This window comes from Kitasatospora sp. NPDC059673 (assembly GCF_042734215.1).
Taxonomy (GTDB): domain Bacteria; phylum Actinomycetota; class Actinomycetes; order Streptomycetales; family Streptomycetaceae; genus Kitasatospora.
The window spans coordinates 225,483-243,599 of record NZ_JBHWEN010000007.1 but is presented as its reverse complement, the minus strand read 5'-3'; the positions used below and the strand labels follow the sequence as shown (position 1 = coordinate 243,599).

Genomic DNA, 18,117 nt, shown 5'->3' with positions numbered 1-18,117 from the left:
GGTTCCCGGCGGCGGCGCGTCGGTCGGCGAGTGCGGGCCGATACCGTAGGGGCGTGCAAGCAGCAGGCAGTACTCCGCATCCTTCCGGAGGGACCGGTCCGACCGCCGACCGGCACCCCCGTCGTCGAGGCGGACGCCGCCGCGCCGCCAAGCGAACCACCTGGTACCGCACCCTGTGGGCGCTGGTGAAGGACACCACCAACACCTGCGTCGAGTACCGCGTCACCGGCCTCGCGGCGGAGGCGGCGTTCTTCACGCTGCTGTCCATCCCGCCGCTGCTGCTCTGCCTGGCCGGCACCCTCGGCTACCTCGACGACATCCTCGGCGCCGGCACCATCGTGCGGCTCAAGGCGGACGTCATCTCAGCAGCTGGGACAGTGCTCTCACCGGGCTCCATCGACCAGATCGTCCAACCCCTGCTGGACGACGTCTTCGGCAGCGCCCGGCCGGACCTGATCTCGATCGGCTTCCTGCTCTCGCTCTGGTCCGGCTCCCGCGCGCTGTACATCTTCATCGACACCATCACCGTGATGTACGGCCTCGACGGCAAACGCGGCCTGGTCAAGACCCGGCTGATGTCGCTCGGCCTCTACCTCGGCGCGCTGGTGATCGGCTCCCTGGTGCTGCCACTGCTGGTCACCGGGCCCGGACTGCTGATCAACACCTTCCAGAGCTGGGCCGGAGTGATCACCTCGCTCTACTGGCCCGCCGCGATCCTGCTGCTGATCGTCTTCCTCACCACCCTCTACCACGTGGCCGTCCCCGTTAGCACGCCCTGGCGCGAGGACATCCCCGGCGCGCTGGTCGCCCTGCTGGTGCTGGTGGTGTGCAGCGTCGCCCTGCGGCTCTACTTGGTCAGCTCCGTCGAGGGCCACTCCGTGTACGGCCAGCTCGCCGCGCCCGTCGCCGTCCTGCTGTGGATCTTCGTGGTGGCGCTGGCCGTCCTGATCGGCGCCGCGATGAACGCCGCCATAGACCGCCGCTGGCCCGCCGTCGAGACCGCCGACGCCCGCGCCGAGGTCGAGCGCCTCACCGAGGACGCCGCCGTCCAGCGCGGCCGCGAGGCCGCCGCCCGCCGGGCCGCCGAACGCGCCGAACGCACCCGCCAGTTCGGGCTCGCCGAAGGCCACGACGAGGACCTCTTCGACGAGGAGGACGACGAGCCGGTGCCGAGCGAGTACCCCGAACGCTGGGCCGCGTTCCTGCCGCACGACGACGTCCGCCGGCGGCTGAGCCGGGTGCGGCGCAGGCCGCACTGAAACGTGCGGGGCGGGAAGCGGCCCCCGTCGGTACCTTGCGGTGCGGGCGGGGGCCGCTTCGTGTGCGCCGGGAGTGTCCGCGCGTGCCGGTGAGCCCGTGCGTCAACTGCCCTGCCGCGCACGGGCGGTGAGGCCCCGATCGGGTGGCGCGGAAATTCGGTGGCGGCGGGGGCGGGCGGGTACTACCGTGGCGTCCGCCGATCGAGGGCACCCCAGGGTGGGGTGCGCGAGGCGTGTCGCAGAAGAGGAGGTGAGGACCGTGAGGCCTGTCCTTGCAGGTGTTGGTTCCCGCGTTCAGAAGTTCATCGAGTCCTGTACCCCCCGGTCCGCGGCCGGCCTCGAACCGGTGTCGCCCATACGCTGACACCGCCGTCGTCCGGCCGGGGCCACCCGTTCCCTGAAGGGTTCACCCCGTGCTTTCCACGACCTCCGCTGCCCACCCGCTCTCCGGCCTCGGCTGGGACGAGGGCCGGGCCGCCGATTTCCGTCCGCTCGCCGAGGCGGGCCTGCTCCCTGGGCGGATCACCCGCATCGACCGCGGCCGCTGCGACGTGCTGCTCATCGATCCCGAGACGGGCGAGCCGACCACGCTGCGCGCCGACACCCGGCCGGTGACCGGTGCCGACACCATCCGCAACCCGTGCACCGGGGACTGGGTGGCCGTCGACCCGGCCGCCCGGCCGCTGCCCGCCGTCACCACCGTGCTCTCCCGCACCACCGCGATCATCCGCAAGGGCGCCCACAAGCGCTCCGAAGGTCAGGTGCTGGCCGCCAACATCGACACCGTCCTGATCGCCGTCTCACTCGCCGCGGAGCCCGACCTGGGCCGGGTGGAGCGTCTGCTCGCCCTCGCCTGGGAATCCGGGGCCGAACCGCTGATCGTCCTCACCAAGTCCGACCTGGTGCACGACGGCGACTTCGTCCGGGCGGACGTGGAGGCGGTCGCACCCGGGGTCCCCGTGCTGACGGTCAGCGCCGAGACCGGAGCCGGCATGGACGCGCTGCGCGCCCTCGCCACCGGCTCCTGCGCCCTGATCGGCCAGTCCGGCGCCGGCAAGTCCACCCTCACCAACGCGCTCGCGGGCACGGACACCATGACGGTCCAGCAGGTCCGCTCTGTCGACGAGAAGGGCCGGCACACCACCACCACCCGCGAACTCGTCCCCCTTCCGGGCGGCGGCGCCGTCATCGACACCCCGGGCCTGCGCGGCGTCGGCCTCTTCGGTGGCGAGGGCATCGACCTCGCGTTCGCCGACATCGACCAGCTCGCGTCCGGCTGCCGCTACGACGACTGCTCCCACCGCAGCGAACCCGCCTGCGCCGTCCGCGCCGCCCTCGCCGACGGCACCCTCCCCGAGCGCCGCTGGGAGTCCTACCTCAAGCTCCAGCGCGAGAACGACTGGATCGCCTCCCGCACCGACGCCCGCCTCCGCGCCGAACGCGCCCGCCACCACAAGTCCCGCACCAAGGCGGCCCGCACCGTCCGCCGCACCTGACCTCCGCCCGGGCGGGTTCATCCCGGTCGGCCCGGCGGACCGAGGAGGTGCCGTCGGGCCGACGGCGGTCAGAACAGTTTGTCCGTGTCCTCGCCGCTCTCGTGGGCGAGCAGCCAGCGCTTGGCGTCGATGCCGGCGGCGAAGCCGGTGAGGCTGCCGCTGGCGCCCATGACGCGGTGGCAGGGGCGGACGATCAGCAGGGGGTTGGCTCCGACGGCGCCGCCGACGGCGCGGACGGCGCGGGGGGACTGGCCTGCGGCGTCGGCGAGTTGGCCGTAGGTGACGGTGGTGCCGTAGGGGATCTCGTCGATGGACTCCCAGATCCGGCGGCGGAACTCGGTGCCGACGGGGGCGAGCGGCAGGTCGAAGGTGGTGCGCTCGCCGGCGAAGTACGCGGTGAGCTGCTCGACGACGGGGGCGAGCGCCTCCGGGTCGGGCTGCCAGTCGGCGGCGGGCTCGGCGAGCGCGTACTTCTGACCCGGCGCGGTGACGGCGGTCAGGGCGAAGCCGTGCTCCTCGTCGAGGGTGCCGCTGAGCAGCAGGGTGCCGAGCGGGCTGTCCATGGTGGTGAACACAGTGGTCATGCCGGTTCCTTGCGGGTGTCGCGGGTTCGAGTGGCGGTGTTTCGAGTGGCGGCGTGGTGGGCCGAGGCGGCCGACCACAGGTGGTGCAGGGCGTAGGAGCGCCAGGGCGCCCAGGCGGTCGAGCGGTCGGCGGCGCTGCGCGGCTCGCCGCTCTCGCCGAGGGCGCGCAGGCCGTCGCGGACGCCGATGTCGGTGGGGAGGAAGACGTCCGGGTCGGCGAGGGCGCGCATCCGCAGGTAGCCGACCGTCCACGGGCCGATGCCCGGGAGGGCGAGCAGGTCGGCGGCGGCCTGTTCGCGGTCCACGCCCGGGTCGAGCCGGACGGTGCCCGCGGCGAGGGCGGCGCACAGGCCGAGCAGGGCGCGGCGGCGGGCCTGCGGCATCGCCAGGTGTTCGGGATCGGCGGCCGCGAGGGCGTCGGCGGTCGGGAACAGCAGACGCAGGCCGCCGTCGGCGGACGTCAGCGGGGTGCCGTACGTCTCGGCGAGCCGGCCGGCCAGGGTGCGGGCGGCGGCGACGCTGATCTGCTGGCCGAGGACGGCGCGGACGGCGAGCTCGTGCGGGTCGACGTGGCCGGGGGAGCGCAGCCCGGGCCGGGCCACGGCGAGCGGGGCGAGCAGCGGGTCGGCGGCGAGCCGGTCATCGACCGCGTCCGGATCGGCGTCCAGGTCGAACAGGGCGCGCAGCCGGTGCACGGCCGTGGTGAGGTCGCGCAGGTCGCTGAGGGTGAGCCGGCAGTCCAGCCAGCCACGGGCCCGATCATCGCCCGGGGCGAGCCCGTCGATCTCGGCGATGCCGTGCCCGTACGGGAGGGCCAGGGTGCGCCGGTAGGTGCGGGTGCCGGGGCGCGGGCCGGGGACGACCTCCTCGACGCCCGGGACGGCACGCAGCGCGAGGAAGTCCAGCAGGTGCTCGGTGTCGACGGCGCCCCGGTAGGCGAGCCGCAGGCCCAGCGGGCCGGCCGCGGCGGGCGAGCGACGGTGGCCGCCGCGCTCGGTGCGCAGCGTGCTGGGAGTGCGGTCGTAGACCTCGCGGATGGTGTCGTTGAATTGCCGCACCGAGGCGAAGCCGGCCGCGAACGCCACGTCGGTGACCGGGAGTTCGGTGGTCTGCAGGAGCAGCCGGGCGGTCTGGGCGCGCTGCGCGCGGGCCAGGGCGAGCGGGCCGGCGCCGAGTTCGGCGGTCAGCTGGCGCTGGAGCTGGCGGGCGCTGTAGCCGAGCCGGTCGGCCAGCCCGGCGACGCCCTCGCGGTCCACCACGCCGTCGCCGATCAGCCGGACGGCCCGGCCGACCAGGTCGGCCCGGTGGTTCCACTCGGGCGAGCCCGGCACCGAGTCGGGCCGGCAGCGCCGGCAGGCCCGGTAGCCTGCGCCCTGGGCGGCGGCCGCGGTCGGGTAGAACGAGCAGTTGGTGCGCTTGGGAGTGGTGGCCGGGCAGCTCGGACGGCAGTAGATGCCGGTGGTGCGAACCGCCGTGAAGAACACCCCGTCGAAGCGGGCGTCGCGGCTGTGCACGGCTCGGTACCTGGTCTCGTCGTCGATCACGCCATCCAGTCTGCGTCATCGCCGGAGGCCCGACTGGCGGAAATCGGACGTCGCCATGCCTGGCCGGACATCGCCATGCCCCGGCCACGGGCGCGGTGGTGTCAGCGGGTCGGGTCGGTTCTCGGGTCGGTTCTCGGGTCGGTTCTCGGGTCGGTTCCCGCGAGGGTGTGGGCGAGGTGGTCGAGGCCTGGGAGGGCCAGCATGACGGCCTCGCGGTCGGCGGGGGTGAGGCTCTGGAGAGCGGCGGCCAGGCGGCGTTCATGGGCGCTGCGCCAGTCACGGAGCTGCTGGTGGCCGGCTTCGGTGAGGGCGATGCGGGCGGTACGGCGGTCGCCCGGGTCGGGTTGGCGATCGACCAGACCGGCGTCGAGGAGCTTGGAGATCAGGCCGCTGACGGTGTTGGGCGCCAGGCGCTGGCGGGAAGCGAGTTCGCCGACCCGCATGGGAGCGACGGCGAGGGTCTGGAGGAGTTCGACCTGGGCCATCGGCAGCGCCTCCCAGGGGAACTCCGACCTGATGGAGCTGCGCAGGGCGCGGCGCAGTCGGGTGATCACATCGGTGAGCTGCTGGGCCCCGGCGAGTGCGTCGGGCGCGGGCTGGGGCTGCGAAGACATGGCGGACAGCGTAGCGCCAGGCGGTGTCGGCGCTGACCTCAGGCGGTGTGTGCGGGCGCTGACCTCAGGCGGTGCCGGTGCCGACCTCAGGCGGTGCCGGTGCCGACCCGGGTTCGCGCGCTGACCAGGGAGGACTGGTGCCGGGCGAGGGCAGATGCCTCGGTGCCGGAAACTGTCCTTGAGCGATTATGTCGGTGGCAGATATGTTGGGATCATGGCCGAACCTGCCGTAGCCCCCAGGCTGCTCGACGCCCTGCAACGCGCCGAACGCCCGCGCCCGCGCGCCGTCGCACGCTGGCCGCACGCGCACTGGCTGGCCGTCGGCACCGTCTGCCTGGGCGCGTTCCTCGGCCAGCTGACCGCGAGCGTCACCTCGCTGGTGTTCCCCGCGCTGGAACGCCGGTTCGACGCGGGCTTCGCCGCCGTGGAATGGGTGTCGCTGTCCTACCTGCTGGTACTGGTTGCCCTGCTGGCCCCGGTCGGGCGGCTGTCCGACCTGGTCGGCCGCAAAACCATGTACCTGGGTGGTTTCGCGGTGTTCGCGGCCGCCTCGCTCGGCGCCGGACTGGCCGGCAACCTGGCCGTCCTGGTGGCCTGCCGCGCGGTGCAGGCCGTCGGAGGCGCGATGATGCAGGCCAACAGCGTGGCGCTGGTAGCCCGGGGCGTGCCGGAGCGGGCAATGCGCACCGCGCTCGGCATCCAGGCCGCCGCGCAGGCCCTCGGCCTCGCCCTCGGCCCGACCCTCGGCGGCCTGCTGGTCACCCACGCCTCCTGGCGCTGGGCATTCTGGGTGAACGTCCCGATCGGTGCGCTCGGCATCCTGGCGGGCTGGTTCCTGCTCCCACGAACCTTCCCGGAGGGGCGACAGTCCTGCGTCGGACGGGCTGGGGGCGGACGGACTGGCGGCGGGTGGATCGGCGGCGGGCGGCGCGGGGGCGTGTTGAGCGGAGACGAGTGGCGCGGGAATGGGCGTACCGGGGACGGGCGGACCGGCGGCGGGCGGCGCGGGAGCGGGTGGACCGGGGACGGGTTGAGCGGAGACGAGTGGCGCGGAGATGGGCGTATCGGGGATGGGCAGCGCGGGGGCGGGTGGATCGGCGGCGGGCGGCGCGGAGACGGGCGGAGCGGGAACGGGCAGCGCGGGGACGGGCAGCGCGGGGACGGGTGGACCGGGCGTGGGTGGACCGGCGGCGGGCTGAGCGGAGATGAGTGGCGTGGGGATGGGCAGCGCGGGGGCAGGTGGAGCGGGGGTGGGTGGACCGGCGGCGGGCTGAGCGGAGATGAGTGGCGGGGAGATGGGCGGAGCGGGGGCAGGTCGATCAGGAGTGGACGGACCGGCGGCGGGCTGAGCGGAGATGAGTGGCGTGGGGATGGGCTGACCGGGGGCGGGCAGCGCGGGGGCAGGCGGACCGGGAGTGGACGGACCGGCGGCGGGCTGAGCGGGAGCGGGCGGAGCGGAGGTGGTGGGCGCTTCGACCTGGCCGGGCTGGTGCTGTTGGCCGCCGCGTCCACGGCGCTGCTGCTGGCGCTGTCCGCCGCCTCCGGGCTGCCGCTGCCGGGCTGGGCGGTGGCCGTGCTGGCGGTGCTCGCGGTCCTCGCGGCGGCCGGGCTGGTCCGGCAGGAGCGGCGCGCGGACCGGCCGATCGTCCCGCCCGGGCTGGTGAACACCCCCGGCATCCGGGCCGGGCTGCTGGTGGCGCTGATCGGCTACCTGCTGCTGTTCTGCCCGCTGGTGCTGGAGCCCGTGGTGCTGACCGGTCGCGGGGTGTCCGCCGGCACGGCCGGAGTGGTGATCACGGCACTGCCCGCAGCGTTCGCGCTGGCCGCCACGGTCGGTGGCGGCCTGCTGCCGCGTGGGTGGAGCGACGCGATGCGCTGCCGGGTTGGCGCGCTGACCACTGCGGCCGCACTGCTGGTGCTGGCCGTGCTGCCCGGGCCCGGGCCCGGCGCGACGGTGCCGCCGCTGCTGGTGGCCGGTTACGGCCTCGGGTTGCTACTGCCCGCCAACAACGCGCTGGTGATGCGGGCGATACCCGCGCAGAGCTCGGCCGTGGGCGGCGGCCTGGTGAACATGGTGCGCAGCCTCGGCACCGCACTCGGCACCGCCCTGCCGGTGCTCGCCGTCCACCTCGCCGGGGCGGCGTCCGGCGGCCGGGCGGTCCTGTTGCTGCTCGCTGCGGTTGCTGTGTTGGCGGCGCGACTGTCCGCTCGCTGACGCCACGTCGGGGTCGCCCGCCGACGCGTCGTCGGGGCCTGCTGACGTCATACCGGGAACGCCCGCTGGCGCATGGTTCGGTGATGCCCACCGCGTAAGGCAAGAACGCCCGCTGGCACACGGTTGGTGACGCCCGTCGGCGCGTGCTCGGGACGCCCGCCTACTGCCAGGAACGCCGCTGATGTGACGTCGGGAACGCCCGCCGCGTGGGCCGGGAACGCCTGCTGATCTCACGCCGGGAACGCCCAATGGCGCGCGGTTGGGAGCTCACCGGCGCACGCCCGGGATTGCCCGCTGACGTTATGTCCCGAGCGCCCCCGCCGCGTACGGTCGGGCCTGCTGACGTCATGTCGGGAACTCTCGCTTGCGCACGATCGGTGACGCCCATCGGCGCATGCTCGGAACGCCCGCCGCCTGGGGCCGGGAACGCCGTTGATCTGACGTCGGGACCGCCCGCCGACGCACGCTCGGGACCGCCCGCCGCGTGCGGTCGGGTCGGGAACGCTTGCTGATCTCACGTTGGGCACGCCGCCCAGTGGGGCAGGGTTGGGAGCTCACCGGCGCACGCCTGGGATCGCCCGCTGGTGTCATGTTGCGAGCGTCCCCGCCGCGTACGGTCCGGCCTGCTGACGTCATTTCGGGAACGCCCGCTGGCGTACGGTTGGTAAGGCCCCGTTGGCGTACGTTCGGGATCGCTCGCCGCGTGCGGTCGGGTCGGGAACGCTTGCTGATCTCACGTTGGGCACGCCGCCCAGTGGCGCACGGTTGGGAACGCCCAGCGGCGCACGCTTGGGATCGCCCGCTGGTGTCATACCGCGAGCGCCCCCGCCGCGTACGGTCGGGGCCTGCTGAGGTCATGTCGGGAACGCCCGCTGGCCGTACGGTTGGTGAGGCCCGTTGGCGTATGTTCGGGATCGCTCGCCGCGTGCGGTCGGGTCGGGAACGCTTGCTGATCTCACGTCGGGCACGCCGCCCAGTGGCGCACGCTTGGGATCGCCCGCTGGTGTCATACCGCGAGCGCCCCCGCCGCGTACGGTCGGGGCCTGCTGAGGTCATGTCGGGAACGCACGCTGGCCGCACGGTCGGCAACGCCCCTCGGCACACGCTCGGATCGCCCGCCGCGTACGGTCGGGAACGCCCGCCGATCTCGCGTCGGGAACGCCCGTCGGCGCGCGCCCAGGACCGCCCGCCGGTGTTACGCCGCAAGCGCCCCCGCCGGTGCGTCGGCAGGAACGCGTGAGGGGCGCCCCCCGGGTGGTTCGGGGTGGCGCCCCTCGTGGGCTGGGCTGGGCGGGGTGGGGGTGGGTCAGGGGGTCGGTTGGGCGCCGCGTTCTGTGAGCATGGTGGTGATCAGGTCGATCTCGGCCTTCTGGCCGTTGACCATGGTCTGCGCGAGCCGCTTCTCCACGTCGTTCTTCGCCGCGTCCACGTATGCCTGGGCCATGTCCGCGCCGCCGCGGTGGTGGGCGAGCATCAGCTGGAGGTAGAAGACCTCGGCGTCCCGGCCGTTGAGGGTGCGGAGCTTTTCCAGGTCGGCGTTGGTCGCCATGCCGGGCATCAGCGAACCGTCGTGCGCCTGGTAGGTGTGCCCCATCCAGGCCATCGGCTTGGTTGCGCCGGTCTGGGTGAGGCCCCACTGGTCGAGGTAGCCCATCAGCATGCCGCGCTGGTTGGCCTGCGTGTTGATGATGTCGAACGCCAGGGTGCGGACCGCCTGGTCCTGGGTGCGGTCGCGGACGATGAACGACATGTCGATCGCCTGCTGGTGGTGGGTGGCCATGTCGCGGGCGAACCCGGCCTCCGCCGAGTCGGTGCTCGGCGTGGACGAGGAACTCCCGGACGCGGGGGTGCCGCTGGAGACCAGCGCGGGCACCCCGAGGCCGAGCGCGACCACGGCCGCCAGCGCGGCCGGCCACCACAGGGCGCGGCGGCGCCGGCCGCCGGCCGGTTCCGCGAGTTCCGTCTCCGGTTCCCGGTCGCCGGTCACATCGCGCCCGAGCTGCAGGAGGCGCCCGGCTCCTGGGTCTGCGGGCCCTGCACGTACTTGGTGAAGAACTGCTCGATCCGCGGGTCGTTCGCGGATTCCACGATCAGCTGGGTGCCCCAGGCGCTCAGGGTGATGGTGCCCTCCTCGTCGGGGTACGGGCTCATCAGGCTGTACGGGGTGGCCTTGACCTTCTCGCTCAGCACCTTGAGGTCTTCGGCCTTCGCCTTGCTGTTGTAGGTCACCCAGACCGCGCCGTGCTCCAGCGAGTGCACCGCGTTCTCGTTCTTCACCGGCTGGTCGTAGACGGTGCCCATGCAGGTCGCCCAGACCGGGTTGTGGTCGCCGCCGACCGGCGGGGCCTGCGGGTACTTGACCTCGGTCTGGACGTGCGTGCGGGACAGGTTGTCCCAGGTCTTGACGCCCTCGATCGGGGACTTCGCCGCAGCGGTCTGCTGGTCCTTCTTGTGCTTGGCGTCCAGCGCCAGCCAGGTGCCGCCGCCGATCATGGCGAGCACCAGCCCGGCCGAGAGGGCGATGGTGAAGATCTTGTTGCGGCGCTCACGGCGCTGTTCGGTCGCGCGCAGTTCGGCGATCCGGGCCCGACGGTCGGCCTGCTGGGCGGACTTGCTGCCGGGGCGCGGCTGCTTGCCGGTCGGCTGGGAGGACTGCTTGGAGGCGGAACCCATGGATGGTGTCCTTGTCCCCGCCGTGCTGTTCACGGCGGTCTGCGGTGGGGTTGGGGCAGCGGAGCCGCCGACCGCCCCGACGTCGGGGAACGGGTCGGCGGTGGGTTCCGCTCAGGACCGGTGAACCTGGAGTGCGTGCAGGTCGGGCGCGTGGTGCGGCGCCGGTCGGACGTCACACGCCGGGACGGCGGGCGACGCGGGAGGAGCCACCAACTGCGGCAGGACGACCGCGCCGGGCTGCGGCGGCGCGTTCGGGAGCTGCGACTCCGGGCCGCAGAAGGAGTGACTGGAACAGCCGTGACCGGGCACCCGGTTCGGGCCGTCCGCGGTGCACAGGATGAGCACGCCGGGAGCTTCCGGTGCCAGCGCGTGCCGGGTGCCGGACGGTGCACCGTGCCGCTCCGCGACGACGGCGCCCGCCGCCGGGGTGACGGTGGACACCGCCTGCACGGACGTGACGGGCCCGGTCGGCACGGAACTCGCGGTGCGGGCGTTCGCCGCGCACGGCAGCAGCGCCAGCAGGGCGGCCAGCAGCACGGACCACAGCACCGCCACCGGGCGGAGCACCGCGTACGCGGTCCCTTCCCGGGGTCGAGTGCGAAGTCCTGGCGCGGTCATGCGCACATATTAATCAGCCGATCGGGTGAAGCGATGCCCCCTTCGGGTCCCGAATTTCCGTCGCGCGGCCCATCACTGCGGCTCATTCCGACCGGCCGTGGCCGGAACCCCTCCCCGGTGTCGGTGCGATGTTCCGATTCCCGGACACCGTCGTTGTGCTTCGGAAGAATGGGGTGACGTCGGGCATTTCCACGGATCAATCAGGAGCCGTCAGTTGAACGAGCAGGGCGCACCCAGGCCGACCCGACCCGACGACGCCTGGTGGCACACCGTCTACGCGGGCCCCGCCGGTACCCTCCCCGACACTCCCGACGCCGTTGCCGACACCTCGTCCGTGGACGACTGGTTCACCTCCGCCGCCGGCCTGTTCGACCCCCAGGACCGTCCCGCCCAGGACACCCCGCCGACCGCCGAGGACACCCCGCCGACCGCCGAGACCGCGACGGCGGACCGCGAACCGTCCCCGCGCAGTTGGGCCGAGGCCGCCTGGCCCGAACTCCGTCCCACGCAGGACGCACCGGTCGAGCCCCAGGTCGTTGCGGAGCCGGAGCCGGAGCCGGAGCCGGAGCCGGTGGCGGTGGCGGTGGCGGTCGAGCCAGAGGCCGCGGTGGAGCCCGAGGCCGTCGCGGAGCCGGACGTCGCGGAGCCGGCCGTCGCGGAGCCGGACGTCGTGGAGTCGGACGCCGCCGCGGCCCCGCCGTCGGAGCGCGGTGCGCCGTGGCGGGAGCCGGAGACGCCGGCGGTGCCGCATGTCGGGGAGCGCCCGCCGACGTACGCCGCCGAGCCGACCGCGCTGCCGGTCACCGACCCGGACGGGCTGGCCGGCATCGTGCCGGACACGGCCCTTGACGGCGCCCGGTTCGCGGCGACCACGCTGCGGGCCGTGTCGATCCGCGGCGACTCCGCCCGCTACCGGGGCGAGCCACGACGCGACGCCCTGCTCACCGTCCGGTTCGGGGACGCCGAGGACGGGCTGGTGCTGACGGTGCTCGCGGGCCCGGCGCGGCGGGCCGACGCCGTGTGGGGTTCCGCCGCGGCGGCGGACGCGGCCCGGCAGTTGGCCGCCGCGATCGGGCGCAGCCGCCGCGAACTCGCCGCCGACCTGCGGGCGGGCGCCCGCGACCGGCTGCGGTACGGCCTGCAGCGGATCGCGGTCCAGGCGGCGGCCCGGCTGCGCAACGGCGCGCAGAGCGCGGGGCCGGTGCCGGACGGGGCCGAGCCGGACGTCCTCCCGGAGGAGGCGCTGCCGGCGGAGGAGACCGCGTCGCTGCACTGCCTGCTGATGTCCACCGACCCGGCGGCCACCCACCGGGCCGCGTTCGGCACCGGCCCGGGCGGGCTGTACCTGTTGCGCTCGGGGCACTGGATCGACGCGTACGCGGCCCGGCTGCTCCACCACCCGGACGGCCAGCCCCCGTTGCCCCCGGCCGCCCTTCCGGCACCCCGCCCGTTCCGGTTCCGCCTGGTGCCGGCCACCTCCGGCGACATCCTGTTGCTCTGCACCCCGGGCCTGGCCGCCCCGATCGCCGAGGAGCCGGCCGTCGCCCACTTCCTGTCCAGCCACTGGGCCCACCCGCACCCGCCGGGCACCGTCGATTTCCTCCGCCAGATCCAGGTCCGCGCCAAGGGCTACGCCGACGACCGCACAGCGGCGGCGGTCTGGACGGAGTGACGCCACCCGTCCGGCCGGTGCCCGTGGTCCGGGCCCGCTACTGCGTCGCCCCTGGCGGGACGCCCAGCAGGGCGTGGGCGGCGGAGGTGGCGTGGGCGGCGGAGGTGGCGTGGGTGGTGGCGGGGAGGCCGATGGCGAGGGGGATGGCCAGGCCGTCGAGGAGGGCGCGGAGCTGGGTCGCGCGGGCAGGGGCGGGGACGGTGGGGGTGAGGACGCCGGTGCTGAGGCCCTCGGTGATGAGCGCGGTGAGGTCGTTCTGCCAGGGGGTCTCGATGTCGAGCTGGCCCTGGCGGAGTTCCGCGGTGCCGGGGGAGCGGCTCCACACCTCGATCCACAGGATCCACCGGGGGTCGCCGGGGCCTTCGGGCAGGTAGAGGTCGATGTAGCGGGCGAGCCGTTCGAGCACCGGCAGGTCGTGGCGGGCGAGTTCGCGGGTGCGGCGTTCGCCGAGTTGGGCCTCGCTCCAGCGGAGGGTCTCCAGCAGGAGCTGGTCCTTGCTGCCGAAGTAGTAGAGCAGGTGTCCGGCGCTCATGCCGAGCTGCTGGCCGAGGCCGGCCATGGTGAGGCGGGCGAGGCCGTGTTCGGCGATGGCGGCGCGGGCGGCCGCGTACACCTCCTCCCGCGGGCGGGCCGGGCGGCGGGTGCGTGGCGGGGCCATCCGCTCTCCTCGTTGCTGGCTGTCCGGCGTCCAGTCTCCCGTACGGGGCGCGGCGGGGGCGCGGCCGGGGTCACCAGCCGCTGTGTTCGCGTCCTTCGGCGGTTTCCTGCCGTCCGTGGTCGAGGCCGGCCCGGTAGGCCTTGCGGAGGACGGCGGCGGCCTGTTCGCGCTCCAGCCCGGGGGCGAGGCGCAGCAGTTCGTCGGTGAGCTCGTCGAGCGTGGGGGGTGTCATGGCTCCATGACACCGCGTCGCGGCGGGGCCCGCCCCTTCGCAGGGGCGGGCCCGGCCGGGGGGTCAGCCGAGGGTGGCGGCGTAGGAGGTCTCCGCGTTGAAGCCCCAGGCGGGGCTGGCGTCCCACGGGTTGAGCTCGACGTCGTTGGTGGCGTACGCGTAGCCGGCGCCGCGGGTGAACGCGGTGCCGAGGGCGGTCTTCATGGCGGCCGCGTCGGGGGTGGCGTGGATCAGGTGCCAGTAGGAGGTGCCGTCGGGGTCGAAGCCGTTGCCGGGGTAGTAGCCGACGGTCAGGTTGAAGACGTTCCCGCCGAGATAGTGGTTGATGTAGTTGTCGTAGGTGCCTTCGAAGGTGACGAAGGTGTCGGCGGTGCGCTTGCCGGGCTCCAGGAAGCAGTCCTGGACGGCGGTGCCGGGGTTGTTCACCACCATTTCCTGCACGCTCGGGTCGATCGAGTGGACGAGGGCCTGGACCTGCTGGCGCAGGTCGAGGTAGAAGTCGCGTTCGACGTTGTTGACGCCGCAGTTGCGGCTGCTGGTGTCGAAGAAGATGCCGTCGACGTGCAGCTTGCCGTCCGCGGTGACCAGGTAGTTGCGGACGTCCTTGAGGATGGCGGCCCGGTCGCGCGCGGTGGCTTCGGTGTGCACGTAGCCGAGCACCTTGGTGTGCTCGCCGGTGGCGGTGGTCTTGGCGCGCAGCGCGTCGGCGCGGGCCTGCCAGGCGGGGCCGAACGGGGCTTCGCCGCTGTTCGGGTTGAGGATGACGACGGACGGCGCGGGCTGGGTGGCCTGGACGTCCAGCATCATCGGGTAGTCCGGGAAGGTGTAGGCCGGGATGCCGATCTCCAGACCGCGGGTCGTGGCGGTGGTGGCGGCCGGGGTGGTGCTGGCGGCGCCGGCCTGCGGTGCGGCGGTGGCGCCGACGGCGAGCAGCGAGCCGAGGAGCAGGGCGGTGAGTCCGTTCGCGCGGATGCGCATGCGTGGTTCCCCCAATGCTGGGCGGGCGTCCCCCTGACGCCGCATGGGCATGCTAACCGCCGACAGGTGTTCGGAGGTCGAATATCGGAGATCGTCCGCCGGGGTGCATCGGCGACCGGACGGGCATTTGGCGGAGGGTGTTCGGCGGAATTTCGGTCGGGCGGGCGGATCTGCTGCTCCGTTCGGGTGAAATAGGGTCATTTCGGCTCGCGGCACCGCCATTTGGCCCCAAGTAGTCGGATGAACTGCTCGGCATGCGTACTCCCCTCCGTTCAGGACGGATCGCCTCCGTCCTGGCACTGCTGGCCGGCTCGTTGCTCGGCAGCGGCGCTCTCGCCCCACCGGCGCACGCCGCGATCTCGTTCACCAAGACCGTCGACAAGTCCACCGCGGCGCCGGGGGAGAACGTCACCTTCACCCTGAAGTTCACCTGCTCGGTCCAGGAGTGCGTCAACGGCAGGATCACCGACGCGCTCCCCCCGTCGCTGGAGTTCGTCGGCTGGTCGCCCGACCCCACCACGGTGGACGTGGCCAACTCGAAGGTGCCCGAGCCCGGGACGACCGGCGGCGAGCTGGACATTCGGCTGCTCGACCTCAGCCCGGGCACCACGGCCGCCGTCACCGTCGTCACACGCTTCCCCAACTGGACGACCGCGAACGGCACTTCGGCGTCCAACACGGCGAATCTGACGGTGGACGGGGAGGCCCCGCAGAGCGGGACCGCCCACATCACCGCCCACGTCGAGCCGGTCTACCAGGTCACCAAGGGCGTGCAGACCTCCAGCGCGGACGGACGGACCGTCACCTACCAGTTCAGCGCCTGCTCGACGGCCGGCCCGAACGTCGACCTGGACGCCGGCCACCTGCTGGACACCCTGCCGCCCGGCGCGGTCGTCGACACCGCGCGCTCGCCCGGCTGGACCCAGGTGCCGCCCGGCCCGAACACCTGGCAGTACGACATCGGCGCCTTCCGGGCCGGGAACGGCCAGGCCGGCTGCCGGATCCCGGGCGTGCTGGTGGTGAACTACCCGGACCCGACCTTCCCGTCCGGCACCACCTCCACCAACCATGTCGAACTGACGGGTGATCCGCTGGGCGCCGCCGCGGAGCAGAGCCTGTCCACGGCCGACGCCACCACCGGCGTCTTCCAGGAGCCCGCCACCGGCGTGCAGGTCACCGCGTCCAAGTCCTGGGGCGAGCACAGCGTCTCCGGCGACCTGAACAGCTTCAGCCTGTTCGCCACCAACTCCTCCGCGCCCGCCACCTCGCTCACCATGACCGACCCGGGCACCGGCACCACCGACAGCCTCTACAACTGGCTGTTCCCGCAGACCGTCCAGCTCGACGCGTGGAACCCGCCCGGCATCCAACTCACCTTCCAGTACCGGCTGAACGGCGACCCGACCTGGCTGACCTTCACCCCCGGCACCCCGTTCGACGGCTCCGGCAACCGCCGCGTCGCCTTCGCGGAGGGCGCCGGAGACCCGGCCAACGACGTGCTCGGCCTGCCCGCCGGGCGCCGGCTGGACGGGCTGCGGCTGACCTGGAACGGCCCGCTGCCCACCGGCTGGTCCCCGGGCAGCGGCGTCCAGGTCGTCACCCAGGTCGTCACCCCCGGCCACGACGGCCGCCCCGCACCCGAGTCGCTCACCAACTGCGTCGACAACACCGCCACCGACGGCACCACCACCGCCTCGGCCACCGGCTGCGCCGAGTCCACCGTCTCCGTCGCCACCAACCTCGGCGCGGCCAAGACCACCGTCGCGGGCGCCGTCACCAACGCCGGCGGCCGCGCCACCTTCGAGGTGATCCCCTACAACCGCAGCGGGCGCGGCCTGGACCGACCGCTGGTGCTGTACGACGTGCTGCCCGCCGGCCTGGTCTACGTGGAAGGCTCGCTGCGCACCAGCCCGAGCTACCCGGACGCCAAGCTCCCCGAGTCCGTGCAGGTCATGCCCGGTGCGGACGGCACGCAGATCATCAAGATGACCTGGCCGGCCGGCGCGCCCGACATGACGTACCTGAACGACCCGCGGGCCTACCGGGTGCAGTTCGACGTCCAGGTCGCCGCCAGCGTCCGGGCCGGCACCCTCACCAACCAGGTGTTCGTCACCGCCGACCAGCCGACCGTGCCCGTCACCTGCTACTACAACGGCACCAGCCATGGCGTCCCCGACGACCTCGACCTGAACGGCAACGGCGACCGCACCGAGACGATGTGCCACGCCGCCTCGGACGTCGAGGTGCAGGTGCCGAGCGTGCTGCGCTCCTACAAGGAGGTGAAGGGCGACCTGGACACCGGCTACGGGCCGATGGGCGCCGCGACCCCCGGCGGCCGGGCGTCCTACCGGATGACCGTCCGCAACGACTCGCCGGACCCGGTCACCGAGTTCCTCGCCCACGACAAGCTGCCGACCCCCGGCGACAGCTACGTGCTGACGCCCTCGGCGGCGCGCGGCAGCGCCTGGGCGCCGTCGCTGAGCAGCCCGATCACCAGCTCCGACCCGACCGTGACGGTCGAGTACACCACCGACAAGCACCCGTGCGTACCCGCCGTGCTGCCGCCCGCCTCCGACCCGGGCTGCCACCCGAACGCGGCGTGGACGGCCGCCTTCCCCGGGCCGGGCGTCGCCACCTGGTTCCGGATCGAACGCCCCGGCACCCTCGCCCCCGGCGAGTCCTTCACGCTGGAGTGGCCGATGGTGGTGCCGTTCGACGCGCCGGACTCGGCGTACGCATGGAACTCCTTCGCCTACACCGCCACCGACGCGACCGGCCGCCGGCTGCTGCCCGCCGAACCCGCCAAGGTCGGCGTGGCCGTCGAGCGGACCGGCGCGTCCGACAACGCCCTCGGCGACTTCGTCTGGGACGACCTCGACCACGACGGCACCCAGCAGCCCGGCGAGCCCGGCGTCCAGGGCGTGCACGTGGCTCTGCTGGAGGGTGACGGCCAGCCCGTGCGCGACCTGAACGGCAACCCGGTCACCACGATCACCGACGCGAACGGCCACTACCTGTTCGACAACCTGCCCGACGGCACCTACCAGGTGCACTTCGACCTCGCCACGATCCCCAAGGACGCCAAGGTCACCGTCCGGCACGCGGGCACCGACCCGGCGCTCGACTCCGACGCCGACCCGGTCACCGGCCTGACCCCGACCGTCACGCTGACGGGCGGCCGGCGCGACCTCGGACTGGACATGGGCCTGATCCTGCCGACCACCAGCCCCTCTCCGTTCCCCACTCCTTCCGCCTCCCCGTCGCCCTCCCCCTCTCCGTCCCCGTCGCCCTCGGCGTCGCCGTCGGAGGGCCCGGAGCCCTCGGTCTCACCGTCGGAGGGTCCCGAGCCCTCGGCCTCGCCGTCCGCCGGGGAGAGCGGCGGGGTGCCGGGCGAGGGTGGGAGCCTGCCGCACACCGGCACCGACCTGCCCGGCGGCGTGCTCGCCGCGATCGCGGGCGTGCTCACCGTCGGCGGCGCGGTCCTCTGCGCGGTGACGTACCGCCGCCCCCGGCGCCGCCACTGACCGACCGCCGGTGAACGCCGAACGGCCGCGGGCCGGGACCTCCTCGGAGG

The 18,117-nt window shown here is 73.8% G+C and carries 14 protein-coding genes; 5 read left to right on the top strand and 9 right to left on the bottom strand.

Annotation, left to right across the window (positions count from 1 at the left end):
- Positions 1–185: 185 nt before the first annotated feature.
- Positions 186–1,259, top strand: a complete 1,074-nt coding sequence (locus ACFV18_RS11795) for a YihY/virulence factor BrkB family protein (protein ID WP_380481945.1) — start codon at positions 186–188, stop codon at positions 1,257–1,259.
- 413 nt (positions 1,260–1,672) lie between these two features.
- Positions 1,673–2,755 carry a ribosome small subunit-dependent GTPase A gene (gene rsgA, locus ACFV18_RS11790; RefSeq protein WP_380481943.1) on the top strand — a complete coding sequence of 361 codons (1,083 nt, stop codon included), beginning with the start codon at positions 1,673–1,675 and terminating at the stop codon, positions 2,753–2,755.
- A 68-nt stretch (positions 2,756–2,823) separates the two neighbouring features.
- On the opposite strand, the gene ACFV18_RS11785 is transcribed toward rsgA, so the two are convergent.
- From ACFV18_RS11785 to ACFV18_RS11775, 3 genes are all read right to left on the bottom strand, one after another.
- A complete protein-coding gene (locus ACFV18_RS11785) occupies positions 2,824–3,339 on the bottom strand; it encodes a methylated-DNA--[protein]-cysteine S-methyltransferase (RefSeq protein WP_380481941.1) in 516 nt (171 codons plus the stop codon).
- Positions 3,336–4,883 (bottom strand): DNA-3-methyladenine glycosylase 2 family protein, encoded by a 1,548-nt coding sequence (locus ACFV18_RS11780; protein WP_380481939.1) that lies wholly within the window; start codon positions 4,881–4,883, stop codon positions 3,336–3,338. Before ACFV18_RS11780 ends, ACFV18_RS11785 begins: the two co-directional genes overlap by 4 nt.
- 101 nt (positions 4,884–4,984) lie before the next feature.
- Positions 4,985–5,497: a MarR family winged helix-turn-helix transcriptional regulator gene (locus ACFV18_RS11775; protein ID WP_380481937.1), complete on the bottom strand. Its 513-nt coding sequence runs from the start codon at positions 5,495–5,497 to the stop codon at positions 4,985–4,987.
- Positions 5,498–5,711: 214 nt separating this feature from the next.
- Here ACFV18_RS11775 and ACFV18_RS11770 point away from each other — a divergent pair, with 214 nt between their 5' ends.
- Positions 5,712–7,712: an MFS transporter gene (locus ACFV18_RS11770; RefSeq protein ID WP_380481936.1), complete on the top strand. Its 2,001-nt coding sequence runs from the start codon at positions 5,712–5,714 to the stop codon at positions 7,710–7,712.
- A 1,306-nt stretch (positions 7,713–9,018) separates the two neighbouring features.
- Here the strand turns inward: ACFV18_RS11770 and ACFV18_RS11765 are convergent.
- From ACFV18_RS11765 to ACFV18_RS11755, 3 genes are all read right to left on the bottom strand, one after another.
- Entirely contained in the window at positions 9,019–9,699 is a 681-nt protein-coding gene (locus tag ACFV18_RS11765) for a DUF305 domain-containing protein (protein WP_380481934.1), read from the bottom strand.
- Positions 9,696–10,385, bottom strand: a complete 690-nt coding sequence (locus tag ACFV18_RS11760; RefSeq protein WP_380481932.1) for a DUF3105 domain-containing protein — start codon at positions 10,383–10,385, stop codon at positions 9,696–9,698. Before ACFV18_RS11760 ends, ACFV18_RS11765 begins: the two co-directional genes overlap by 4 nt.
- Positions 10,386–10,496: 111 nt before the next feature.
- Positions 10,497–11,003: a hypothetical protein gene (locus tag ACFV18_RS11755; protein WP_380481930.1), complete on the bottom strand. Its 507-nt coding sequence runs from the start codon at positions 11,001–11,003 to the stop codon at positions 10,497–10,499.
- A gap of 214 nt (positions 11,004–11,217) precedes the next feature.
- Here ACFV18_RS11755 and ACFV18_RS11750 point away from each other — a divergent pair, with 214 nt between their 5' ends.
- The gene (locus tag ACFV18_RS11750; protein WP_380481928.1) at positions 11,218–12,675 is read left to right on the top strand and encodes a hypothetical protein; all 1,458 of its coding nucleotides are present in this window, start codon (positions 11,218–11,220) and stop codon (positions 12,673–12,675) included.
- Positions 12,676–12,712: 37 nt separating this feature from the next.
- Here the strand turns inward: ACFV18_RS11750 and ACFV18_RS11745 are convergent, their stop codons facing one another.
- The 3 genes from ACFV18_RS11745 to ACFV18_RS11735 form a co-directional block, all read right to left on the bottom strand.
- The gene (locus tag ACFV18_RS11745) at positions 12,713–13,333 is read right to left on the bottom strand and encodes a TetR/AcrR family transcriptional regulator (protein WP_380481926.1); all 621 of its coding nucleotides are present in this window, start codon (positions 13,331–13,333) and stop codon (positions 12,713–12,715) included.
- Between the two features lie 70 nt (positions 13,334–13,403).
- Positions 13,404–13,565: a hypothetical protein gene (locus ACFV18_RS11740; protein WP_380481924.1), complete on the bottom strand. Its 162-nt coding sequence runs from the start codon at positions 13,563–13,565 to the stop codon at positions 13,404–13,406.
- Between the two features lie 63 nt (positions 13,566–13,628).
- A complete protein-coding gene (locus tag ACFV18_RS11735) occupies positions 13,629–14,543 on the bottom strand; it encodes a spherulation-specific family 4 protein (protein ID WP_380481922.1) in 915 nt (304 codons plus the stop codon).
- Between the two features lie 254 nt (positions 14,544–14,797).
- On the opposite strand from ACFV18_RS11735, the gene ACFV18_RS11730 reads away from it, so the two are divergent.
- On the top strand, positions 14,798–18,067 hold the full coding sequence (locus ACFV18_RS11730) for an SdrD B-like domain-containing protein (RefSeq protein WP_380481920.1): 3,270 nt from the start codon (positions 14,798–14,800) through the stop codon (positions 18,065–18,067).
- Positions 18,068–18,117: the final 50 nt, after the last annotated feature.